This is a genomic window from Streptomyces violaceusniger Tu 4113 (assembly GCF_000147815.2).
Taxonomy (GTDB): domain Bacteria; phylum Actinomycetota; class Actinomycetes; order Streptomycetales; family Streptomycetaceae; genus Streptomyces; species Streptomyces violaceusniger_A.
Map to the genome: position 1 here is coordinate 1,994,362 of NC_015957.1, position 23,422 is coordinate 2,017,783.

Annotated in this window: 15 protein-coding genes; 12 read left to right on the forward strand and 3 right to left on the reverse strand. The window is 71.2% G+C overall.

The genetic code is table 11. The features are described 5' to 3' along the window. Window positions 1-83: 83 nt before the first annotated feature. The gene (locus STRVI_RS08880; RefSeq protein WP_014055302.1) at window positions 84-4,031 is read right to left on the reverse strand and encodes a type VII secretion protein EccC; all 3,948 of its coding nucleotides are present in this window, start codon (window positions 4,029-4,031) and stop codon (window positions 84-86) included. Between the two features lie 174 nt (window positions 4,032-4,205). Here STRVI_RS08880 and eccD point away from each other — a divergent pair, with 174 nt between their 5' ends. From eccD to STRVI_RS08930, 10 genes are all read left to right on the forward strand, one after another. Continuing rightward, window positions 4,206-5,663, forward strand: coding sequence for a type VII secretion integral membrane protein EccD (gene eccD, locus STRVI_RS08885; protein WP_014055303.1), 1,458 nt, complete (start codon window positions 4,206-4,208; stop codon window positions 5,661-5,663). A gap of 66 nt (window positions 5,664-5,729) precedes the next feature. Next, window positions 5,730-8,162, forward strand: a complete 2,433-nt coding sequence (locus STRVI_RS46200) for a PQQ-binding-like beta-propeller repeat protein (protein WP_014055304.1) — start codon at window positions 5,730-5,732, stop codon at window positions 8,160-8,162. Between the two features lie 23 nt (window positions 8,163-8,185). After that, window positions 8,186-10,312 carry a PQQ-binding-like beta-propeller repeat protein gene (locus STRVI_RS08895; protein WP_014055305.1) on the forward strand — a complete coding sequence of 709 codons (2,127 nt, stop codon included), beginning with the start codon at window positions 8,186-8,188 and terminating at the stop codon, window positions 10,310-10,312. A gap of 11 nt (window positions 10,313-10,323) precedes the next feature. Beyond that, window positions 10,324-12,513, forward strand: a complete 2,190-nt coding sequence (locus STRVI_RS08900; RefSeq protein WP_014055306.1) for a protein kinase domain-containing protein — start codon at window positions 10,324-10,326, stop codon at window positions 12,511-12,513. A 78-nt stretch (window positions 12,514-12,591) separates the two neighbouring features. Then, window positions 12,592-14,649 (forward strand): protein kinase domain-containing protein, encoded by a 2,058-nt coding sequence (locus STRVI_RS08905; protein ID WP_014055307.1) that lies wholly within the window; start codon window positions 12,592-12,594, stop codon window positions 14,647-14,649. A gap of 230 nt (window positions 14,650-14,879) precedes the next feature. After that, window positions 14,880-15,167, forward strand: coding sequence for a 30S ribosomal protein S15 (rpsO, locus tag STRVI_RS08910; protein WP_014055308.1), 288 nt, complete (start codon window positions 14,880-14,882; stop codon window positions 15,165-15,167). A gap of 393 nt (window positions 15,168-15,560) precedes the next feature. After that, a complete protein-coding gene (locus STRVI_RS08915) occupies window positions 15,561-17,819 on the forward strand; it encodes a polyribonucleotide nucleotidyltransferase (RefSeq protein WP_014055309.1) in 2,259 nt (752 codons plus the stop codon). Further along, window positions 17,816-19,195 carry a M16 family metallopeptidase gene (locus STRVI_RS08920; RefSeq protein ID WP_014055310.1) on the forward strand — a complete coding sequence of 460 codons (1,380 nt, stop codon included), beginning with the start codon at window positions 17,816-17,818 and terminating at the stop codon, window positions 19,193-19,195. Before STRVI_RS08915 ends, STRVI_RS08920 begins: the two co-directional genes overlap by 4 nt. A gap of 39 nt (window positions 19,196-19,234) precedes the next feature. Next, window positions 19,235-19,987, forward strand: coding sequence for a 4-hydroxy-tetrahydrodipicolinate reductase (dapB, locus tag STRVI_RS08925; RefSeq protein WP_014055311.1), 753 nt, complete (start codon window positions 19,235-19,237; stop codon window positions 19,985-19,987). A 10-nt stretch (window positions 19,988-19,997) separates the two neighbouring features. After that, entirely contained in the window at window positions 19,998-20,459 is a 462-nt protein-coding gene (locus STRVI_RS08930; protein ID WP_014055312.1) for a tetratricopeptide repeat protein, read from the forward strand. A gap of 27 nt (window positions 20,460-20,486) precedes the next feature. On the opposite strand, the gene STRVI_RS08935 is transcribed toward STRVI_RS08930, so the two are convergent. Continuing rightward, window positions 20,487-21,038, reverse strand: coding sequence for a PH domain-containing protein (locus STRVI_RS08935; RefSeq protein ID WP_014055313.1), 552 nt, complete (start codon window positions 21,036-21,038; stop codon window positions 20,487-20,489). A 65-nt stretch (window positions 21,039-21,103) separates the two neighbouring features. Continuing rightward, on the reverse strand, window positions 21,104-21,346 hold the full coding sequence (locus tag STRVI_RS08940) for a hypothetical protein (protein WP_014055314.1): 243 nt from the start codon (window positions 21,344-21,346) through the stop codon (window positions 21,104-21,106). A 178-nt stretch (window positions 21,347-21,524) separates the two neighbouring features. Between STRVI_RS08940 and thyX the strand changes: the two genes are divergently transcribed. Together thyX and dapA are read left to right on the forward strand one after the other, a co-directional pair. Next, a complete protein-coding gene (thyX, locus tag STRVI_RS08945; RefSeq protein ID WP_043235624.1) occupies window positions 21,525-22,265 on the forward strand; it encodes an FAD-dependent thymidylate synthase in 741 nt (246 codons plus the stop codon). A 197-nt stretch (window positions 22,266-22,462) separates the two neighbouring features. Then, window positions 22,463-23,362 carry a 4-hydroxy-tetrahydrodipicolinate synthase gene (gene dapA, locus STRVI_RS08950; protein WP_014055316.1) on the forward strand — a complete coding sequence of 300 codons (900 nt, stop codon included), beginning with the start codon at window positions 22,463-22,465 and terminating at the stop codon, window positions 23,360-23,362. The last annotated feature ends 60 nt before the right edge of the window (window positions 23,363-23,422 follow it).

Here is a 23,422-nt window from a genome sequence, read left to right on the forward strand (position 1 = left end):
AATGTATGAAGCCGCGTGGTCTGCACGGCAGTTGTGCCTCAAAAGCTAGCAACTGGGTGGGGTCTCGCCCACCACGTTCAGTGCTACTGCTCCGGCAGCCACCCCACCTGGGTCAGCGGCACCCCACGCTTACGCGAGACGAAGAAGCCACGACCCGGCGGCATGGGCCGTGGGCGGACTCCGCCGAAGACGTCGCCCTCGCCGGGGTCGCCGGACAGCACCATGCCCTGGGCGCCGAGCTCCTTTACGCGCTGCATAAAGGACTCGAACATCGAACGGGAGGAGCCTGCGGAATTGCGGGCGATGATGAAGCGCATGCCGACGTCGCGGGCGAAGGGCAGGTTCTCGGTCAGGACTGCCAGCGGGTTGCCGCTGCTGGTGGAGACCAGCTCGTAGTCGTCGATGATGACGAAGAACTGGGGGCCGCTCCACCAACTGCGGTCGCGGAGCTGCTGCGGGGTGATGTCCGGCTTGGGAGCGCGTCGCTCCATCAGGCCGTTCAGCGCACTGGCATGGAGTTCGAGTGCGGACGCGATCGGAGCGTACTCGAGGAGATGACTGTCGGGGATGACCCCGAGCAGGGAACGGCGGTAGTCGCCGACCACGATCTTCGCTTCATCCGGACCGTACCGCTCGATGATCTGCTTGGCGATCAGACGGATCAGCGATGTCTTGCCCGACTCACTTTCACCAAAGATGACGAAGAACGGGTCGGTCTCGAAATCGATGAATACCGGCTCCAGGTTTGTCTCGTCGATGCCGATCGCGATGCCGTGCTGCGGGTATTCGAAGCCCTTGGGGAGCTCGTCCGCGCGGAGCTTGCGCGGGAGCAACCGCACGCGCGGGGCGGGCGGGCCGGACCAGGCGGCGCTGACCGCACGGACGAGTTCGGCCGTGGCGTCCGTCATGCCATTGGGGTCGTGGCCCTTGTCGATTCGCGGCTGAGCGCCCATGAAGTGCAGCTTTTCAGGGAGTTGACCTCGGCCGGGGACGCCGGCCGGGACGTTCGCGGCGACCTTGCGGTCGAACTCCGAGTCCATCGTGTCACCGAGACGCAGTTCCAGCCGGTTGAGCAGCTGGTCCTTCAGCGACGCGCGGACCTCCATGTTGCGGGAGGCGGTGATGACGACATGGACGCCGTAGCCGAGTCCTCGGCCGGCGATGTCGGTGACGATGCCTTCCAGCATTTCGTACTCGGCCTTGAAGTTGCCCCAGCCGTCGACGATGAGAAAGACATCGCCCCAGCCCTGGTCGGCGTGTTGTCCTGCCGCCCGCTGGCGCCGGTAGGTGCCGATGGAGTCGATGTTCTTGGCGCGGAAGTACTCCTCACGCCGGGCGAGAACCCCGGAGACCTCCGCGACGGTCCGCCGTACCTTTTCCGGGTCCAGGCGGGAGGCGACCCCGCCCACATGCGGCAGATCCGCGATGGCATTCATACCGCCGCCACCGAAGTCGAGTGCGTAGAACTGCACCTCGGCAGGGGTGTGGGTGAGAGCGAAGCCCGTGACCAAGGCGCGCATCAGAGTGGACTTGCCGGACTGCGGGCCGCCCACCACCAGCATGTGGCCCGCGGCGCCGGAGAAGTCGCGGTAGAGGATGTCGCGCCGCTGCTCGAACGGCTTGTCGATGAGGCCCAGAGGGACGACAAGACCGCCCGGCCTGGCGTAGTCCGCCGACTGCAGACCCCGCTCCCGGGTGGGGGCCAGCGGCGGCAGCAGCTCGTCCATGGACGGCGCCTCGTCCAGGGGGGGGAGCCAGACCTGGTGGGCGGGCTGCCCCTGGCCTTCCAGACGGCTCACGATGACGTCCAGGACCGTCTCGGCCAGTGCGTCCTCGGGCTGAGCCGGGGCGTTCAGCCTCGCCGGATCCGGGGCGGCGTAGGTCACCGGGACCGGGGCGGCCGTGAACAGCACCGGCCGGCGTTCGACGGGCAGGGACGCGCTGTCGAATTGCGCGGGGGCCGTGCGGTACGTGCCGGAGACGTACGCCGCCTTGAAGCGGGTCATCTCATCGGTACCGAACTTCAGATAGCCGGAGCCGGGCACGGGGGGAAGGTGGTAGGCGTCCGGCACGCCCAGGGCCGTACGGGACTCGGCGGCGGAGAAGGTGCGCAGACCGATGCGATAGGAGAGGTACGTCTCCAGGCCGCGCAGGCGGCCCTCCTCCAGCCGCTGCGAGGCGAGCAGCAGATGCACACCCAGCGATCGGCCGATTCGGCCGATCTGGATGAACATCTCGATGAAGTCCGGCTTCGCCGTCAACAGCTCGCTGAACTCGTCGATCACCAGAACGAGTGATGCCAGGGGCTCCAGCGGGGCTCCGGCCGCCCGCGCCTTTTCGTAGTCGTGCATGTTCGCGTAATTGCCCGCCGAACGCAGCAGCTCCTGACGACGCTGCAGCTCACCGGTGATCGAGTCGCGCATGCGGTCGACCAGCGTCAGGTCGTCGGCGAGGTTGGTGATGACCGCGGCCACGTGCGGCAGCTCCGACATGCCCGCGAAGGTGGCGCCGCCCTTGAAGTCCGCGAGGACGAAGTTGAGGGTCTCGGACGAATGCGTGACCGCCAGCCCCAGCACCAGTGTCCGCAGCAGCTCCGACTTGCCCGAGCCCGTCGCGCCGACGCACAGACCGTGCGGGCCCATACCCTCCTGCGCCGCCTCCTTCAGGTCCAGCATGACCGGGGAGCCGTCCTCCGAGACCCCGATCGGCACCCGCAGCCGCTCGGCGAGCGAGCGGGGCCGCCAGGTACGGGAGACGTCCACCGAACCGGCGTCGCCCAGCCCCAGCAGCTCGGTGAAGTCCAGGTTGGCCAGCAGCGGCTCATCGTCGTCGTCCCCGCCCATGCGCAGCGGCGCGAGCTGCCGCGCGAGCGCCTCCGCCGCCTCCACGGACAGCGAGTCGGGTGTGCCGTCGTACCCGGCGACCTGCGACTCCAGCTGCAGCCTGCCCGGCCGTACGACGATCGACAGACCGCCGCGCGGCTCGTCGAGTTCGCCCGCCACGACCTCGATGACGGTGACGCCCTGCAGCCCCTCGGCCGCCGCGAACGCCGAGTCCGGCGGCACCATCGCGCCGTCGAGCACGAGCACCAGCTGCGGCTGGTCGAGGAGCGGCTGCCCGTCCCTGCTGAAGCGGGTACGGCCTTCCAGCCGCCCCCTCAGCAGCTCCTCCACCTCGGCCAGGGAGTCGCCGAACAGCCGCCGCGAGCCCGCGCCGTCGAAGGACCCCGGCACCTGCGCATGGGGGAGCCACTTCGTCCACTCCCACTGCTCCGCCGCGCCGCGCGAGGCGACCGTCGCGATGACGAGGTCCTCCGGCGAGTGCAGGGTGGCCAGTTGGGCGATCAGTGCCCTGGCGATGCCGTGCACCTGCTCCGGAGCTCCGGACACGGTCATGTGGTAGAAGGCGCGCAGCGACACCGCCATGGGCAGGTTGTCCAGTGACCCCTGGGTCGCGAGGAAACGCTGCATCGCGCCTGCCGTCAGCGGCTCCAGCCCGTCCACGGTGGCGGTCTCGGGGGCTATCAGGGGTGTGGAGAGCTGCTGGGTTCCGAGCCCGAGCCGCACCTGCACGAAGTCGTGGTCGGTCAGCCGCCGTTCCCACACCCGGCCGCCCTCGGCGACGATCGACCAGAGCTGCTCCGGGGCGGGGTGCAGATAGAACTGGGCGTCGCGCTGCCGCTGGGCCGTGCGCCGTACGGTCCGGCGCGTCTGCGCGAGGTACTTGAGGTAGTCGCGGCGCATGTCCGCCCGCTGGCCCTGAGAGCCCTGCCGATGCCGCGTGATCATGGCGATGGTCATGCCGAGCGTGGAGAACATCATCATGACGCCCATGATCTTCATCATCGGGGCGGCACCCGGCATGAAGAAGTAGACCATCGACGAACCCATGCCGAGCGTCGGCAGCAGCTGCATGAGCATGCCTTCTTGCTGCCCGCGCGGCAGTTCCGGGGGTGGCTCGAGGTGGAGTTCCTCGGTCGGCACCTCGGGCGGCAGAGCCCTTGGCTGGCGCTTGACGACGACCTGGCTCACCGGATCCCTCATCCCTCCACACGGAGGGACAGTTCTCGTCCGGCACCCCCGTGGCGACGGCCTCCCTCCGCGAGTCAGCGATCCTATCGACGTATCAGCTCCAGAGCCCCGGTAGGGTGGCCGCCGCGCGCATGACACCGGCGATGTCGCAGACCGAACCAGGGGGCCTTACACGTGAGTACGTCCGCAACAACCGGTTTCTGCAGGGTGACCGTCGTCGCGCCCGACAGCCGGATCGATGTCGCTCTCCCGGAGGACATCCCTGTCGCCGACGTTTACCCGGAGATCCTGCGCCTGACGGGGCAGACGCAGCCGCCCGGCGCTCCCACCGGGTATCACCTGGTGCGACGCGACGGCAACGTCCTGGACAGCAGCCGCTCTCTCCTGGCCCAGCAGATCCTGGACGGGGAACTGCTGGCTCTGCGGCCCTTCGCCGAGTCGCTGCCGCCCGCCGTCTATGACGATGTGTCCGATGCGATCGCCTCCGCGGTCACGCGCGACCGCACGCTGTGGAACGACCGGTTCCTCCGAGCCGCGGGGCTGCTCGGAGGGGCGCTGCTCCTCATCCTCATGGGCTTCGTGCTCTGGTTCGCCGATCCCGTCAAGCACGACATGCACGGCCTCCCGGGCATCATCGCCGCCGCCGTCGGCGTGCTGTTGACCGCCCTCGCCGGCGTGCGGGCGCGGGTGTACGAGGACCGCGCCTCCGCCATCGCCCTCGGCATGGCCGCCCTTCCCCATCTCATGATCGCCGGGTCGGGGATCATGGCCCTGGACGCGGGAGACGGCGTCGGACGACTCCAGTTCCTGCTCGGCTGCGTCACCGTGCTCGTCGGCTCGGCCGTCCTGGTCATCGTCATGCCCAGTGGCGACGCTCCTTTCGTCGCCGCCGTGTTCGCGGCGAGTGTCGGGACCCTCGCCACCTTCTGCGAGATCCTCACCGACGCCGGCGCCACCGAGACGGCCGCCGTGTGCGCCGTCGTCGCGATCGGAGTGATCGCCTTCCTGCCGGGGCTGTCGGCTCGCGTCGCCCGTCTGCCCATCGGCTACGACGCGCCCCGCTCGTCGGCCGATGACCTCGACGCCGGCCCCGACGCCGAGCCCCTCGACATCCACCGCATCGCCGCCCAGACCCGGCGCGGTCACGAGATGCTGTTGGGCATGGTCGGCGGCTGCTCGGCCGTCGTCGTGGGTGCCGCCGCGGTGCTGGGTTTCTCCGAGGGCGTGTGGGCGCAGCTTCTCGCGCTCGCGGCCGGTCTGGCGATGCTGCTGCGTGCCCGCCTCTTCCGTTACACCGCCCAGGTCGCCGCCGTCTTCGGCGCGGGGCTGCTCGCCCTGGCCCTGCTCGTACTGGGGCTGTCGCTCAACCCGCCGGCCGACGCGGTCCTCAAGCTCCTGACCGAGAACGACCGTGGGCCGCTGGACATCCGGACGATCTGGCTCGCCGTGTCCGTGACCGTGGGCGCAGGCTTGATCATCGGCGTCGCTCTGGTCATTCCGAAGAAGGGCCTGTCACCCTTCTGGGGACGTCTGTCCGACCTGGCCGAGAGCGCCTTCCTGCTCTCTCTGGTACCCCTGTGTCTCGCCGTGCTGGACGTCTACAGCTCGGCACGGAGCCTGACCAGTGGCTGAGGGCCTCGCCGCTCATCCGGGAGGGCCGTCCACCGTACGGCTGACCGAGGAGTTCGGGAGGCGTGGGTGGAGCCGCTGAGCGAGGACGATCCGCGGCGGCTTGGGCCTTATCACCTCATCGCCAGGCTGGCTCCTGGTGATGACGGCCCCCGGGCGGCCGCCCGCCTCTTCCTCGCCCGCAGTGCCGGTGGCGTCCGCACGGTGCTGATCAGTACGCCGTCTGCCGAGCTCGCCGACGACGCGGCGTATCGGGGCCGTTTTCTGACGGAGGCGGAGAACGCACGGCGGCTCGGCGGCGCTCGGCCGCTTGCCTGTCTCACCCCCGTAGAGATCTCGGGCAGCGCGTCGGACCTCCCCTGGAGCGCGTTTCCGTACCGTCCGATGCTGCCCCTGCCGAGTGTGTTGCAGGTGTGCGGAGGGCCGCTTCCGGTCCGGACAGTACGTGCGCTGGGGGCGGCTCTGGCCGAGACGCTGGCAGAGATCCACGAGGCAGGCCTCACCCACGCGGGGATCACGCCGGGGACCGTGTTCGTCGCGGGTGGCGGGCCGTGGCTGGGAGGCTTCGGCGCGGTACGGACAGCGGGGCCGGACGGGCAGACGCGGATGGGGCTTTCCGGGCCGGCCGCGGACGACCTGCCTCCGGAGCAGGCGGTGGGCGGGCGCCCGCGGCCGCTGGGGGACGTCTACGCGCTGGGCGCGGTCCTGGCGTACGCGGTGACCGGGCGGCGGCTGCCCGACGCGGGCGATCTGCCGCAGGAGCTGAGGAGCATCGTGCTCCCGTGTCTCGCTCCGGACCCGGCGGACCGGCCGACGGCGGCGGCGTTGGCGGACGGGCTGACCCGGGGGGTGCGGCTCCCGCCGCCGGCGGGCGTGACGGTGGGCCCCTCAGGACCCGCGCCGACGGTCCTCGACGGAGGGCCCGCGCGTCCGCCCGCGCCGGTGCCCTCCGGCGGGCCCGGTTCGACCGCGCTGGACGGGGGCACCCGCGGGGCGGCGGCGTTACTGAGCCCCGGCTGGCTGTCGGCGCCGGTGGTCGTCGCACTGGCCGAGCAGTCCTCGGCGACGCTGGCGGCGGAGGTCGAGCCGGCGGAAGCGGAGTCGACGGCGGACGCGCCGCTCGAGGAGGGGGCGCCGGGCCCGGGAGAGGCGCCCGGCGCGCCCGAACTCATCGCCGCGGGCCGGGGGGACACGCCCGGCGCCCCGCACGCGCCGACCCGCCTGTCCGGCGGCGTGACCGCTGCCAGGAGTCCGTCTGGGCAGGACGCCGCACGCCCGTCCAGGCGAACCCTGCTCATCGGGGCGGCCGGTGGCACGGCCGGTATCGCGCTCGGCGGCGGTGCGACGTGGATGGCGACTGACGAGGACCCGCCGCCGCCCACCACGGCTGAGCGACTGGCAGCGGCCACCCACTCCCGCCGTCGGCTCGCCGGCGCCCCGCCCACACCGCTGTGGCGCCATGACCTGACCGGCGGGCCACCGACCCACCCCCCGCTCATCTGGGCGGACAAGGTAGCCGTCGTCGCGAACGATACGACCGTCATCGGAGTCGACCTCCATACGGGCAAGCGACTCTGGGCACAGGACCAACTCCGGCCCAAGGGACGGCTTCTGTCCGTCGGCAAGGATTCGATCCTGGTCCCGGGCGACGGACTCGCCGCGCTGTCCGCCGGCACCGGCGACATCCAGTGGTGGCCGAAGAGCTTCCGGCGGGGTGGCCGCACTCCGTACGCCGCCCTGCTGGCGGCCGAAGGCGGGACCGTCTGGCTCGCGGCGGGCGGCCAGGGGAGCGGCTCAGCCGGCGATCGTGTCGTGATCGCCTACAACCTGACCGGGCGGAACGAACTCTGGCGTGGCCCCCTGCCCGGCGGCTTCGACGAGGGGTATCTGACGCAGGACGCCCTCGTCGTGCGGGGCGACACGTTCCTGGCATTCGACCGGGGGCGGGGGACGCGGCGGTGGAAGCGGTCCTATGAGGGCGTGACCGGCGGACGGCCGGTGACCACGGATGGCCGCAGCACCCTCATCGCCGCTGTCAGCACCACCCTGCGCGGATACGGCCTGGCGCACGGTGGTGGCGGGCCCGAGTGGAGCGTGCGGGCCAAGGGCGAGGCCGGATCCGGGCATACCGCCGACTTCGGTGCTCCGGTCGTGCACGACGACGTCGTGTACGCCTCGGACGGAGGCTACGCGGTCCACGCGCTCTCCACGGCCACTGGAGAGGTGCGATGGCAGCGCACCTACGCCTTCGCGATGAAGACGCTGTCCGGGGCCCGCACACCCGACACTGCCGTGGATCCGTCCGGGCGCACGGTGCTCACGGCGAACGACGTGGAAGTCGACGCTTTCGACGCGGAGGACGGTGCCCTGCGGTGGCGCTTCATGGACCTCGGCGCCGCGGCGGACAAGGGGTCCGTCGTGGCTCGGCGCAGGGTGGCCGTGACGGACGACCTGGCCGTCGTGGTCAGCGGGAGAAGCGTCTACGCCTTGCCGTTGAGCTGAGCCAGGGCGCCAGGGAGGAGTGAATGGAACCGCAGCGAGAGGCCGAACCGACCCGGCTCGGCCCGTACCGCGTCATCGGCACGCTGGACGCCGGTGGGCACGCCGACGACGCGCGCCGCCGCATCGTCCGGGACGAGCGCACCGGCCGCACGGCGGTGCTGATGCTGCCGCACAAAACCCTCGCCGACGACTCCGGATACCGGGTGCGGTTCCGGTCGGAGGCCGAGAACTCCCGTCGTCTGACCGGGCCTTGGGCGGCCCCCGTGATCGATGTCGCCGGGCCCGACGCGGATCTCCCCTGGGTCGCGTATGCCTGCTTCCCCGCCCTGCCGCTTCCCGCCGCGCTTGCCGCCTGCGACGGCCCCCTTCCCGAACCCACGGTGCGCGCGCTCGGCGCGGTCCTCGCTCACGCCCTCGCGCACTGGCATGCGAGCGGCCTCGTACACGCCGGGATATCGCCGCAGGCCACGCTCCTCATGGCCGACGGGCCCCGGCTGACCGGGTACGGACTGGTGCGAGCGGCGACGCCGCACGGCCCGGACCGCGGCACGCCGCTCGGGGGCGACGCCTTCAGCCTGCCGCCGGAACAGCGAGCGGGTGAACGGCCCAGCCCGGCCGGGGACGTCTACGCACTGGGCGCCGTGCTCTGCTACGCCGCGACCGGCCGCCCGGACGTGGCCGAGCAGATGCGCGCGGCACTGCCGGAAGCGCTGAGGGAACTGCTCGCGGCCTGTCTCGCCCAAGAGCCCGGGCAGCGGCCCCGGCCGGACGCGCTGACCCGGGAGCTCCGGGCGGCATCGGCCCCCGAAACGGCTCGCCGTCTGCCCGACGCCGTGGCGACGGCGCTTGCCAGGCAGGCCGCGGCGTATCCGGCGGAGGTCCCCGTGAGGGCCCCCGCGCCCGTCAAGGAGGCGGCTGCCACCGAGCCGCCGGGTCGCTCCCGGCGTGCCCTGGTCGTCGGTGGCCTCTCCGGAGCGGTCGGCCTCGCGCTCGGGGCGGGCGGAGTGGCCGGCTGGCGGGCGGCCGGCGAGGATGCGGGATCGCGCGGGACATCCGACCGGCGAGGCATCGCGCCCGCTCCGCTGTGGCGCCACGACATCGGGAGCGAGCCACAGCAGACACCGCTGCTCTGGCGCGGCAGGACCGCCCTTGTCTCGACCACCGACGCCGTGACCGCGCTGAATCTCCGGACCGGCAAGAAGATCTGGTCGCGCGAAGATCTCTATCCCATGTCCGCCCTCACGCTGCTCGGTAACGGGACATTCGTCTCCCCGGACACCTCGGCCTTTTCCGTTGTCTCGCTCGCCACGGGCCGTATCAAGGGGGTGGAGCGGCGGTACGACGGAGTGGACGGCCCGGCGATCTACCAATTCCTCGGGGCCGTCAAGGACATCTGCTGGTTCCTGACCAGAAGGTATGGCGGTGGGGGAGCGGAGAGCGGGGACCATGCGGTGGTCTGCTACGACTCCGTGCGGCGCAAGGAGATCTGGCGCACCCCGCTTCCCGCTCCCTATCGGGGAGACGGCACGACCACCGCGCTGTGGCCCAGCACCATGCTGCTGCTGCCGAGCCAAGGGGACGACGCCGGCGAGGACGCCTCCTCGTACCTGGCACTCGACCGCCGTAGCGGCCGGAAGCTGTGGACCCGAAAGTTCCGTGGGATGAAGGACGAGAGCGCCAAGCAGCGTCTGGTGGCTCCGGGAGATCTCCTGGTCTCCTGCGACGACCATGTGCTCAGGGCGTACCACATCTCCGGCGGCGAAGAACGCTGGCGGATCGCGACCAAGGGAAGAGTGTCCGGCACTCCGGCCGCTCAGGGGCGGTCGGTTTACGCCACCGATTCCCGCGCCATCACCTATGCCGTCGATGCGCGCAGCGGCAGGCCACGTTGGCGGCGCGGAAGTGCCGCTCCCCTGGAGTCCTCGTGGACGAGGGGCGACACCGCGGTGAGCCACTCGGGCGCCACGGTCCTCCAGGTGACCGATTCGGAGATCGAGGCCCTGGACGCGGCGGACGGTTCGTTGCGGTGGCGGTCGGCGCTCGCCGGAAGGGGCCGACAAGCCGCGGTCCCGGGCCAGGTCGTGGGCGTCGCACCCGGAATCGTCCTCGTCCTGAACGGCACCATCCTCTACGCACTGCCAGTGGACTGATACGGATACCGATGGTCTCTCCTCTCACCCACGACGATCCGCGAGCCCTCGGTTCGTACACCCTTCTCGCCCGGCTCGGCGGCGGCGGAATGGGCACCGTCTATCTCGGCCGCTCGCCCAGGGGACGGATGGTCGCCCTCAAGACCGTGCACACCCAGTACGCCGGGCAGGCCGAATTCCGGGCCCGGTTCCAACTGGAGACCGACGCGGCACGCGTCATCGGCGGACAGTACGGCGCACAGGTCATCGACGCCGATCCCCTTGCCCCGACGCCCTGGCTCGCCACCGAATACGTCCTCGGCCCGCCGCTGGACGACGCGGTCGCGCTCTGCGGCGCGCTGCCCGAACAGGCCGTACGGGCGCTGGGAGCCGCCCTGTGCGACGCGCTCGCCCAGCTCCACCGGTCCGATGTGGTCCACCGCGACCTCAAGCCCTCCAACATCCTGCTGACCGCCCTCGGCCCCAAGGTCATCGACTTCGGCATCGCCCGTGCGGCGGGCGACGACCGGCTGACCCGTACGGGCGCGGCGGCCGGAACGCCCGCCTATATGTCGCCCGAACAAGTGGCCGGTGGTGAACACGCCGCCGCGGGCGATGTGTTCGCCCTCGCCGGAGTGCTCGTCTTCGCGGCCACCGGCCGCCCGCCCTTCGGCAGCGGACAGCCCGCCGATCTGCTCTACCGGGTGCGGTACGCCGAGCCCGACCTGTCCGGGACGCCGGAGGGGCTGAGGGCGACGCTGGCGATGTGTCTCGCCAAGAATCCCGGAGCGCGGCCCGGCACGCTGGAGCTGGGAGAGCGGCTCCGCGCGGGCACCGACCACGCCGGTGACCTGCGGCGGTTCGCGGACCACCTGCCGGACCCGGTCCTCGCGGAGATCGCCCGGCGCTGCACGGCCGTATGGGAGGACCAGCCCGGCAGGCTCCCGGCTCCCCAAGCAGAGCCCCGTACCGAAACCGCCGGGCCGCGGCGGGTGGGAGCCGCACTCTCCCGGCGGAAGCTGATCGCGGCGGTGGGCGGCGGTGCGCTCGTGGCCGGCGGGGCGGCCGGGGCTTGGGCCTGGTTCGGGCCGGACGGATCCGACGGCGGTACGGCCGCGACGCCCCGCTCCACCCGGCGTCCTGCCGGTGCGGGGCCACGTCTGGTGTGGAAGATGTCGGTCTCCGGGGTGACCACGGACGTCCAGTCCCTGATCGTCGGCGACCATGTCGTGATCGTCCACGACAACGGGTTCCTTTGCGTGGACGCGAAGACGGGCGAAAAACGGGGCGAGAGCGATCGGACCGTCCCCGTCGTCGTCGACGGGGACCGGCTCCTCGCCTGCGAGGCGGACGACCGGAGCGGCGCCACCACGGTCGCTCCCGTCAACCTCGAGACGGGCAATCTCCAAACCCCGATCGCTCATACCGGCTCCTTGGGCCTCGAACCGAAGCTTCTCGCCGTGATGGACGGCACCTTGTTCGCCGAGGGATACGCGAAAGGCGGCGAGAAGCGGCAGGCCATCAGTCTGCGTACCGGGAAACGACGGTGGAGCCGAGCCATCGCCGCGGCTACCAGCGACCCCATCGCCGCGGTACCCGCCGGTGCCTCACTCCTGCGCTTCTCGGGGGAGCAGGCCAGCTCCATCGACCCACGCGGCGGGGACCAGCGCTGGTCGAAGCGGATTCCGCTCGGATCGGACGCGGTGACCGCCCTGGACCGGTGCTTCGCCGTCACCGATGATCACCTGTTCACCGGTGGGCGGGAGCTTCTCGCAGTGCGCACCACCGACGGCGCGACCGCGTGGCGGTTCGGCGCCGAACGGACATCCGGGGAGAGCTACGACCCGAGCATGGAGCACTACGGCCCGCCGGTCGTCAAGGACGGTGTGGTCTACAGCGTCGAGCGGAGAGGCGGCCTCATCGCCCTGGACGCGAAGAGCGGGCGGCTGCTGTGGCAGGAGAGGGCGGCAGCCGACCAGGCGACCGCTTCCGAAGCCTATGAGTCCACCCCGGTCGTCGGCGAGAAGTACTTCTACGCCTCGCCGGAGAAGGACCGATGGGCCAGGGCTGTCGACCTCCGCACCCATCGCACGGCGTGGACCTTCCAGGGCCCTTCCGGTGACAAGGACGGCGTATCCGCCTCCGTGATGCAGGTACACCGCCGCGCGGGCCTGGTCGTCATCACCAGCGGCAAGACCGTATGCGCCATCCCGCTGGAATGACCTGGCACGCGGTCCGCCCGGCCGTCCCGCGGCCCCGTTGATCCCGACCAGCCCCCATCGACCAGGAGACCTTTCGTCATGAAACCCCTCGGCACCGGCGATCCGCTGCGCCTGGGCCCGTACCGCCTCATCGGCGTTCTGGGCGCGGGTGGCATGGGCCAGGTCTACCTCGGGCGGGACGGGCAGGGCCGGACGGCCGCCGTGAAGGTACTGCGGCCCGAAGTGGCTCACGACCCCCACATGGCCCAGCGTTTCGTGCGCGAGGCGCACGCGGCCCAGGCCGTGCGGGGCGACGGCGTGGCGCGGGTGCTCGCGGCGCAGACCGAGGGCGGACGGCCGTGGATCGCCACGGAGTTCCTCGCCGGGCCCACGCTCGACCAGGCCGTCGAGCGCTACGGCGCCCTGGAGGAGCCCGCCGTAAGGGCGTTGGGAGCCGCGCTCGTCCGCACGCTCCACGACATCCACGGTGCCGGGCTGGTCCACCGCGACCTCAAACCGTCCAACATCGTGCTGACCTCCCGCGGCCCGAGGATCATCGACTTCGGGATCGCCCGGCCCGAGCACGGGCTGACCCTGACCACCACGGGACAGACCGTCGCCACCCCCGGCTACGCCGCGCCCGAGCAGGTCCTGGGGCAGCGGACCGGCCCCGCGGGCGATGTGTTCTCCCTCGGAGTGGTCCTCGCCTACGCGGCGGGCGGCCGGCCGGTCTACGAGGGCGGCCATGTGGCCGCCGTGCAGTACCAGGTGGTGCACGGTGAGCCGGAGTTGGGCTCGGTGCCCGGCGCGCTGCGGCCGCTGATCGAGCCCTGTCTGTCCAAGGATCCCGGGGGCCGCCCCGGTCTCGACTGGATCGGCCAGGCGCTGGCGCCGCCCCGGGGCGCGGACCGGGCCTGGAAGAGCGGACCGCTCGCGCAGGACATCGCCCGGCGCGAGGCGGATGCCCGGCGCATGGCCGCGCTGCCCGGCGACCGGACGGGCCCCTCCCGGCGGCGGCTCATCGGCACGCTCGCCGCCGGCGGCACCGTGCTCGCGGCGGGTGGCGGAGGCATCGCGTGGTGGCTGCTGCGCGGCGACGAGGCGGAGGCCGGCGGGCGGCCCTGGGAGGCCGAGCCGCTGGCGCGCTATGACGAAGGCACAGCCCCACAGCCGCTGTGGGGTCCGGTCCGCGTCGCAGAGACGTCCGGCACCGATCTGCCCGCTCCGTTGCCCGTCCACGACCTCGTCGTCGTCGCGATCCCGAGCGGTGCTCTGCGCGCGTACGACGTGCGGCGGGGGGAGCGGCGGTGGACCTCCGAACGCACTGCCGCCGCCACCGCCCGCGTGCTCGCCGCGTCCGACGACGTCATCCTTACGGCCGATACCAAGGGGGCGCTGCTCGCGCTGAGCACCAAGGACGGCAGGAAGCGGTGGTCGGCGCCGGGTGCCGACGCGGCGGTGCTGCTCGGCGCCGACGAGAGCGCGGCGTACCTCGCCACACGCGGCGGTGGGATACGCGCCGTGGACCTCACCTCGCACAGCACTCTGTGGACGGTCCCGGCGCCCGTGAGGACATCCGCCAGGGCACCGGCCGAAGCGGCGGTCGCCGACGGCCGCCTGGTGATCCACGGATCCGACGGCAGCGTGGCCGCCCTCGACACCCGTACGGGCAGGACCGCCTGGGGCCCGCACGAGCAGGGGTCCACCACCGCCCTCGCCCCCGCCGTCGCGGACGGCGTCGTCCACCTCGGGGGGAAGAGCCTGAGGGCACTCGCCCTGGCGAGTGGTGAGGAGAAGTGGGCCCGCGCCGGGCAGGACGCGAGCGGCTGGAGCGCGCCGGCCGTTCGGAAGGGCGTTGTGTACGCCGTGGACGGAAGCGACCTCTCGGCGCGGCGGGCGGATGACGGGGCGGAGATGTGGACGCTGCCGTTCGCGGCCGACGACCGTCCCCTTGACGCACCCGTCGCCGAGGGCGGCAGTGTGTGGGCGGCCGTCGACATGCGCGGGGACCAGGGCGTGGTGGCGGTCGATGTCCGCAGCGGAAGCATCGCTTGGCCGTACGCCCCGGGGGCCGAGGGAGGCTGGCGGCTCGCGACAGCCGGGAACCGCGTGTTCGCACTGCAGTCCGGCACCCTGACCGCCATGCCCGTCTTCTAGCCCCACCCCACCGGCGCCCCCGCCCCCGCCGCCCCCCGCCAAGAGCAGCCCCCGCCCACCCCCCGCCAAGACGCTGGTACTCTGTGTGCTGGCCGTATGCGTACGCGTCCCCGGAGGTCTCGAGTCTCGGGAGACAGCGCCCAGCGGACCCCGCCTCCCGAGTCACGGAAGATCCCCTGAGACATCGACCAGGGGCACTCGGCGGCTGATACGAGAGCAAGGAGTACCGAGTGTCGCTCGACGCCGTTACCAAGAAGCAGATCATGACCGAGTTCGCCACCAAGGAAGGCGACACCGGCTCCCCCGAGGTCCAGGTCGCGCTGCTGACGCGCCGCATCTCCGACCTCACCGAGCACCTCAAGACCCACAAGCACGACCACCACTCCCGCCGTGGTCTGCTGCTGCTGGTCGGCCAGCGCCGCCGGCTGCTGCAGTACCTGGCGAAGAAGGACATCACGCGCTTCCGTGCGCTGGTGGAGCGCCTGGGTATCCGCCGGGGTGCGGCGGGCGCCAAGTAGGACGCCATGGAGGGAGCGGTTCCCGCTACGGGGGCCGCTCCCTTTGCCATACACGGCGCCGTACGGTTTCAGCCAAAGGTGAACCGTACGGCCTTCGCGCCGGTGCGTAGCGTGCTCGCTACGTACCGTAGGGGCCGGAGAGCACAGCCGTCGTGATGACGGCCGAAGCTTTGTAGTCTGGTCCCAACAACGCCATAACGAACGAGGAGGAGCGCCTCATTCCCGCCGCACCGGCGCCACAGGAGCCGGTCCTCGGTAGTGGCTCCCGGAACTGGCAATTCCGGTGGCTTCGATCGAAGACCGGCCCGGCCGCCGGCCCGCAAGGCCAGGGGCGCTGCTCCACCACCGTCCACCGTCACACGGACGAGGGACGCAGAAGAGGAGATTTCCCTGGTGGAGAACGAGACCCACTACGCCGAAGCAGTCATCGACAACGGCACCTTCGGCACCCGCACCATCCGTTTCGAGACGGGCCGCCTGGCCCGTCAGGCCGCCGGTTCGGCCGTGGCCTACCTGGACGACGACACCATGGTGCTGTCGGCCACCACCGTTTCCAAGAACCCCAAGGACCAGCTCGACTTCTTCCCGCTCACGGTCGATGTCGAGGAGCGGATGTACGCGGCGGGGCGCATCCCCGGCTCGTTCTTCCGCCGTGAGGGCCGCCCCTCCGAGGACGCGATCCTCACCTGCCGTCTGATCGACCGCCCGCTGCGCCCGTCCTTCAAGAAGGGCCTGCGCAACGAGATCCAGGTCGTCGAGACGATCATGGCGCTCAACCCCGACCACCTCTACGACGTGGTCGCGATCAACGCCGCCTCCTGCTCCACGCAACTGGCCGGGCTGCCCTTCTCCGGTCCGATCGGCGGTACCCGCGTCGCCCTGATCAAGGGCCAGTGGGTGGCCTTCCCGACCCACTCCGAGCTGGAGGAGGCCGTCTTCGACATGGTCGTCGCCGGTCGCGTCCTGGAGGACGGCGACGTCGCGATCATGATGGTCGAGGCCGAGGCCACCCAGCAGACCATCCAGCTGGTCAAGGATGGCGCCGAGGCCCCCACCGAGGAGATCGTCGCCGCCGGCCTGGAGGCGTCGAAGCCCTTCATCAAGGTCCTGTGCAAGGCGCAGGCGGACCTCGCCGCCAAGGCCGCCAAGCCGACCGCCGAGTTCCCGATCTTCCTCGACTTCCAGGACGACATCCTGGAGGCGCTGACCGCCGCCGTCCGCGACGAGCTGGCCCAGGCGCTGACCATCGCGGGCAAGCAGGAGCGCGAGGCCGAGCTGGACCGGGTCAAGGGCCTGGCCGCCGAGAAGCTGCTGCCGCAGTTCGAGGGACGCGAGAAGGAGATCTCCGCCGCGTACCGCGCGCTGACCAAGACCCTGGTGCGCGAGCGCGTCATCAAGGAGAAGAAGCGCATCGACGGCCGCGGCGTCACGGACATCCGTACGCTCGCCGCCGAGGTCGAGGCGATTCCGCGGGTCCACGGCTCGGCGCTGTTCGAGCGCGGCGAGACCCAGATCCTGGGCGTCACCACGCTGAACATGCTCCGCATGGAGCAGCAGCTGGACACGCTCGCGCCCGAGACGCGCAAGCGCTACATGCACAACTACAACTTCCCGCCGTACTCCACCGGTGAGACCGGCCGCGTCGGCTCGCCCAAGCGCCGCGAGATCGGCCACGGCGCCCTGGCCGAGCGGGCGCTGCTGCCCGTGCTGCCGACGCGCGAGGAGTTCCCGTACGCCATCCGCCAGGTCTCCGAGGCGCTCAGCTCCAACGGCTCGACCTCCATGGGGTCGGTCTGCGCTTCGACGATGTCGCTGCTCAACGCCGGTGTGCCGCTGAAGGCGCCGGTCGCGGGCATCGCCATGGGCCTGATCTCCCAGGAGATCGACGGCGAGACCCACTACGTCACCCTCACCGACATCCTCGGTGCGGAGGACGCGTTCGGCGACATGGACTTCAAGGTCGCCGGCACCAAGCAGTTCGTCACCGCGCTGCAGCTGGACACCAAGCTGGACGGCATTCCGGCGTCCGTGCTGGCCGCGGCCCTCAAGCAGGCCCGCGACGCCCGGCTGCACATCCTCGATGTGATGAACGAGGCCATCGACGTCCCGGACGAGATGTCCCCCAACGCGCCGCGGATCATCACCGTCAAGATCCCGGTGGACAAGATCGGTGAGGTCATCGGCCCCAAGGGCAAGATGATCAACCAGATCCAGGAGGACACCGGCGCCGACATCACCATCGAGGACGACGGCACCATCTACATCGGTGCCGTCGACGGCCCGGCCGCCGAGGCCGCCCGCGCGACCATCAACGGCATCGCCAACCCGACCATGCCGGAGGTCGGCGAGCGCTACCTGGGCACGGTCGTGAAGACCACCACCTTCGGTGCCTTCGTCTCCCTGCTCCCGGGCAAGGACGGCCTGCTGCACATCTCGCAGATCCGCAAGCTGGCCGGTGGCAAGCGCGTGGAGAACGTCGAGGACGTGCTGAAGGTCGGCGCCAAAGTCCAGGTCGAGATTGCCGAGATCGACCAGCGCGGCAAGCTCTCCCTCATCCCGGTCCTCGAGGACGGAGAGGGCGGCTCGGACGCGGATGCGGACGAGGCGAGCGACGAAGCGCAGCCCCAGTCGAAGGACGAAGCCGCCAAGTGACGTCCCGCGACGACGAGACGACGGCCCGCACCTCCTCGGAGGCGCGGGCCGTCGCCCGTACCCAAACGCTTCTCGAGGGCGAGAACGGCATCGGAACGGTCCGCAGGACGACCCTCCCCGGGGGCTTGCGCGTCGTCACCGAGACCCTCCCGTCCGTGCGCTCGGCGACCTTCGGCATCTGGGCGCACGTCGGCTCGCGCGACGAGACCCCGACGCTCGGCGGGGCCACCCACTATCTGGAACACCTGCTCTTCAAGGGCACCCGGCGGCGCAGCGCGCTGGACATCTCCGCCGCCATCGACGAGGTCGGCGGCGAGATGAACGCGTTCACCGCCAAGGAGTACACCTGCTACTACGCGCGGGTGCTCGACACCGATCTGCCGCTGGCCATCGACGTCGTCTGCGACATGCTGACCGGCTCGGTGATCGGCGCGGCGGACGTGGACGCGGAGCGCGGTGTCGTCCTCGAAGAGATCGCGATGACCGAGGACGACCCGGGCGACTGTGTGCACGACCTGTTCGCCCACACCATGCTCGGTGACACCCCGCTCGGCCGCCCGGTCCTGGGCACCGTCGACACCGTCAACGCCCTGGGCCGCGACCAGATCGCCCGCTTCTACCGGAAGCACTACGACCCGACGCATCTGGTCGTCGCCGCCGCGGGCAATGTGGACCACGACGACGTGGTGCGCCAGGTGCACGCGGCGTTCGACGGGGCGGGCGCCCTGTCCCGTACCGACGCGCTCCCGGTCGCCCCGCGCTCCGGCATCCGGGCGATCCGTACGGCGGGCAAGGTCGGGCTGCTGAACCGCAAGACCGAGCAGGCCCATGTCGTCCTCGGCATGCCGGGCATCCCGCGCACCGACGACCGCCGCTGGGCGCTCGGGGTGCTCAACACCGCCCTCGGCGGCGGTATGAGCTCCCGGCTCTTCCAGGAGGTCCGGGAGAAGCGCGGGCTCGCCTACAGCGTCTACTCCTACACCTCCAGCTTCGCCGACTGCGGACTCTTCGGCGTCTACGCCGGCTGCCGCCCGAACCAGGTGCACGACGTCCTCAAGATCTGCCGCGACGAACTCACCCAGGTCGCGGAGAACGGCCTCAGCGACGAGGAGTTGCGGCGCGCCGTCGGCCAGCTCGCCGGCTCCACCGTGCTGGGCCTGGAGGACACCGGCGCGCTCATGAACCGGATCGGCAAGAGCGAGCTGTGCTGGGGCGAGCAGATGTCGGTGGACGACATGCTCGAGCGGATCGCGGCGGTCACCCCGGACGAGGTGCGCGAGGTGGCGCGCGATGTACTGGGACAGCGTCCTTCGCTGTCCGTCATCGGCCCGCTGAAGGACAAGCAGGCGGCCCGTCTGGACGAGGCCGTCGCCTAGCCCGTGCCGAAGCCTCCCGGATCGAAGGAATCAGGATCGATGAGCAAGCTGCGTGTGGCCGTTCTCGGTGCCAGGGGCCGGATCGGCGCCGAGGCCGTACGAGCCGTGGAGGCCGCCGAGGACCTGGAGCTGGTCGCCGCGCTGGGGCGGGGCGACGGGCTCGAGACCCTGGTCGAGGCGGGCGCCGAGGTGGCGGTCGAGCTGACCGAACCGGCCTCGGTGATGGAGAACCTCGAGTTCTGCGTCCGCCACGGCATCCACGGCGTCGTCGGCACCACCGGCTGGACGGACGAGCGCCTGGCGCGGCTGGGCGGCTGGCTCGACGCCTCGCCGACCACCGGCGTGCTCATCGCGCCCAACTTCTCCATCGGTGCCGTGCTGACCATGCGGTTCGCCCGCCAGGCCGCCCGGTTCTTCGAATCGGTCGAGGTCATCGAGCTGCACCACCCCAAGAAGGTGGACGCTCCCTCCGGCACGGCCGCGCGCACCGCCCAGCTCATCGCCGAGGCCCGGCGGGAGGCCGGCTGCGCCCCGCAGCCGGACGCCACCACCACGGCGCTCGACGGCGCGCGAGGCGCCGACGTGGACGGGGTGCCGGTGCACTCGGTGCGGCTGCGCGGGCTCCTCGCCCATCAGGAGGTCCTGCTGGGCGGCGAGGGCGAGACGCTCACCATCCGCCATGACTCCACCCACCACAGCAGCTTCATGCCCGGCATCCTGCTCGGCGTCCGCCGCGTGGTGACCACCCCCGGCCTGACCTTCGGCCTGGAACACTTCCTGGATCTGGACTGAGGGCACAGCGGTGCGCGCAAAGATCACATATTTCGTTCTCGCGGCCGTGCTGGTCGTCTACTTCGTGCTGGTCGGCGACCGCGGGGTGCTGCTGATCCGGGAGGGCACCCCGGTCACGATCGCCTTCGGCCTGGCGGTGCTGGTGATGCCCCTCATCGGCGTCTGGTTCCTATGGCAGACCACGCAGTTCGCGCGGAGCGCGGACCAGCTCGCCCGGGAGCTGGAAGCGGAGGGCGGCCTCCCGGTCGACGAGCTGGTACGGACGCCCGGCGGGCGGATCGACCGGGACTCGGCGGACGCCGTCTTCGCCAAGCGCCGGGCCGAGACGGAGCAGTCGCCGGACGACTGGCGGTCCTGGTTCCGGCTCGCCGTGGCGTACCACGACGCCCGGGACACCCCGCGCGCCCGTAAGGCCATGCAGCGCGCCATCGCCCTGCACGACGGCAAGCCGGTGCGGGCGGCCGGCGGCTGACCCCGGGGCCGCCCGCGGCGGTACGGCTCAGCGGTGGGCGGCGGCCCAGCCCTCGATCGCGTCGGCGGCCCGCTCGAAGCTCTCCGCATGGCCCAGGAAGTCGGCGCCATGGGTGGTGAACATGGTCTCCGGCGCTCCGCCGCGCACCGGTTCGAGCAGCACTGCCTGGCCCTGGACGGTCCGCGGCAGGCCCAGCCACCGGACCGGCTGCTGGACCGTGCGTATCGCGGCGATGTCCTGCCACCGCACGGTGGTGCTGCGGACGAGGCCGATCCGGCGCAGCCCCTGGGCGCTCACCTCGACGCCGATGCGCACCAGCCTTACGGCTGTCACGATCATCAGCGCCGCGACGGCGGCGCAGATGCCCGCCGCGGGCAGCGATCCCGCCACCGCGATGATCATGGTGGAGAAGAGGACGTACGAGGCGAGCAGGAGCAGAAGAGCGGCGCCCCCGACCCTCCAGGGCCCCGGTCGGTAAGGACGGCGCCAGCGGTCCCGGTCTTCGTAGCCGAGCGGGTCCGCTCCGGCCGCCGCGTCATCATCGTGGGCGCGGTCGGCGGTCAGGAAGGGCAGGGGCACGGAAGGTCCTCACTCACACACATGTCCGGATGGGCCTGTGCTGGGTGAGGCTATCCCAGCGCCGGTCAGCGTCCGTTGGACGCCTCGGGCCGCTGGATCTGTTGGGTGGGGTGCGACTGGCTGTCGAGGGCGGGCATCCCGAACATCAGCGAGCCGATGAACCCCGCGATGATCGTGAGCCCGATCAGAGTCCGCCCGGCTATCTGGGACGGTGTGGCGCGGGGGCGGGGCGGTGGGGTGACATTGCTGCGGAAACGATCGGCTTCGGCGACGAAGGCGAACGGCACGGGCTCTCGCCGACGGAACATCTGCGGGCTCTCCTTGGAACCTCGAACGTGAGTACTTCAATGTGTAGGACGTGTGAATGAGCGATTGGGTGCCCTGATCCGTCCACTTTTTGTCAGAAAGTTTGGCGGAGCGGGACTGTCGGTGGTGGCCCGTAAGCTGGGCGCCGCCCCGAGCGATGCACCACGGAAGGACCCGCGCGTGACCGAGATCCCCGCCGAGACCGAGAAGGCCGGCTTCCGCAGCGATGTGACCGTCGAGCTGGTCAAGCACAGCGCCGCCGACTCCGATGTGCTGTGGGCCGCGCGGGTGTCGACCGCGGGCGAGCAGTCCCTCGAGGAGATCACCAAGGACCCGGAGCGCTCCAAGGGGCTGATCAACTTCCTGATGCGGGACCGCCACGGCAGCCCGTTCGAGCACAACTCGATGACCTTCTTCATCAGCGCCCCGATCTTCGTCTTCCGCGAGTTCATGCGGCACCGCGTGGGCTGGTCGTACAACGAGGAGTCCGGTCGCTACCGCCGCCTGGAGCCGGTGTTCTACGTGCCGGGGGAGGCGCGCAAGCTGGTCCAGCAGGGCCGCCCGGGGAAGTACGAGTTCGTCGAGGGCACCGCGGCGCAGCACGAGCTGACCGGCCGGGTGATGGAGGACGCGTACCGCCATGCGTACGAGGCGTACCAGGAGATGCTGGCCGCGGGAGTGGCCCGCGAGGTGGCCCGTTCGGTGCTCCCGGTCGGCCTGTTCTCCTCGATGTACGCGACCTGCAACGCCCGCTCGCTGATGCACTTCCTCGGCCTGCGCACCCAGCACGAGCAGGCCGCGGTGCCCTCGTTCCCGCAGCGGGAGATCGAGATGGTGGGGGAGAAGATGGAGGCGGCCTGGTCGCGGCTGATGCCGCTCACCCACGCGGCCTTCAACGCCAACGGCCGAGTGGCCCCGTAGCCCGGGCCGGGCCGCTCCCCGGACGGATCACCGGGTGAAGTGTCCGTATTGCGGCGTTTCGAGAAGTTCATCTAGGCTGAACAAACGGGCCCGGCACTGCTTGAACCCCCGAGCAGGCAGTGCCGGGTCCCATCTCTTCGCTCCGTCCGCCGCCCCGAGCGAGCGCCGTGGGGCGCGCTACGAGTAGCGTGGGCCCCATGGCACCGACATCCACATCGCAGACCCCTTTCGGGCGGGTGCTGACCGCCATGGTCACGCCATTCACCACTGCCGGCGCGCTCGATCTCGACGGCGCCCAGCGACTCGCCGTTCATCTGGTGGACGCCGGTAATGACGGCCTGATCCTCAATGGCACCACCGGTGAGTCCCCCACCACCAGCGATGCGGAGAAAGCCCAGCTCGTACGCGCCGTGGTGGAGGCGGTCGGGGACCGCGCCCACGTCGTGGCCGGAGCCGGTACCAATGACACCCGGCACAGCGTCGAGCTCGCCCGCGCGGCCGAGCAGGCCGGTGCCCACGGGCTGCTGGCGGTTACGCCGTACTACAGCAAGCCTCCGCAGGAAGGTCTCCTCCGGCACTTCACCGCCATCGCCGACGCCACCGGCCTGCCGGTCATGCTTTACGACATCCCGGGCCGCAGCGGTGTCCCGATCGGCACCGAGACCATCGTCCGGCTCGCCGAGCACCCGCGCATCGTCGCCAACAAGGACGCCAAGGGCGACCTCGGACGCGCCAGCTGGGCCATCGCCCGCTCGCGTCTCGCCTGGTACTCCGGCGACGACATGCTGAACCTGCCGCTGCTGTCGGTCGGCGCGGTCGGCTTCGTCTCCGTGGTCGGCCACCTGGTCAGCCCCGAGCTGCGGGCGATGCTGGAGGCCCATCTCGCGGGCGACGTCGCGAAGGCAACGGAGATCCACCAGAAGCTGCTGCCGGTCTTCACCGGCATGTTCCGCACCCAGGGAGTGATCACGGCCAAGGCCGCGCTCGCCCTTCAGGGGCAGCCCGCGGGGCCGCTGCGCCTGCCGTTGGTCGAGCTGACCGCCGAGGAAACGGAACAGCTGAAGCGCGATCTCGCCGCGGGCGGGGTACAGCTCTAAGCAAAGAGGCGATTGGTCGCACCTTCATACTTCACAACTGCATACAGACACATCAGCAAG

Excerpts from the sequence above, each read along its gene's own strand:
- STRVI_RS08895 (WP_014055305.1), top strand. The coding sequence starts at position 8,186 with ATGGAACCGCAGCGAGAGGCCGAACCGACCCGGCTCGGCCCGTACCGC.
- dapA (WP_014055316.1), top strand. The coding sequence starts at position 22,463 with ATGGCACCGACATCCACATCGCAGACCCCTTTCGGGCGGGTGCTGACC.
- dapB (WP_014055311.1), top strand. The coding sequence starts at position 19,235 with ATGAGCAAGCTGCGTGTGGCCGTTCTCGGTGCCAGGGGCCGGATCGGC.
- STRVI_RS08900 (WP_014055306.1), top strand. The coding sequence starts at position 10,324 with ATGGTCTCTCCTCTCACCCACGACGATCCGCGAGCCCTCGGTTCGTAC.
- STRVI_RS08940 (WP_014055314.1), bottom strand. The coding sequence starts at position 21,346 with ATGTTCCGTCGGCGAGAGCCCGTGCCGTTCGCCTTCGTCGCCGAAGCC.
- STRVI_RS08905 (WP_014055307.1), top strand. The coding sequence starts at position 12,592 with ATGAAACCCCTCGGCACCGGCGATCCGCTGCGCCTGGGCCCGTACCGC.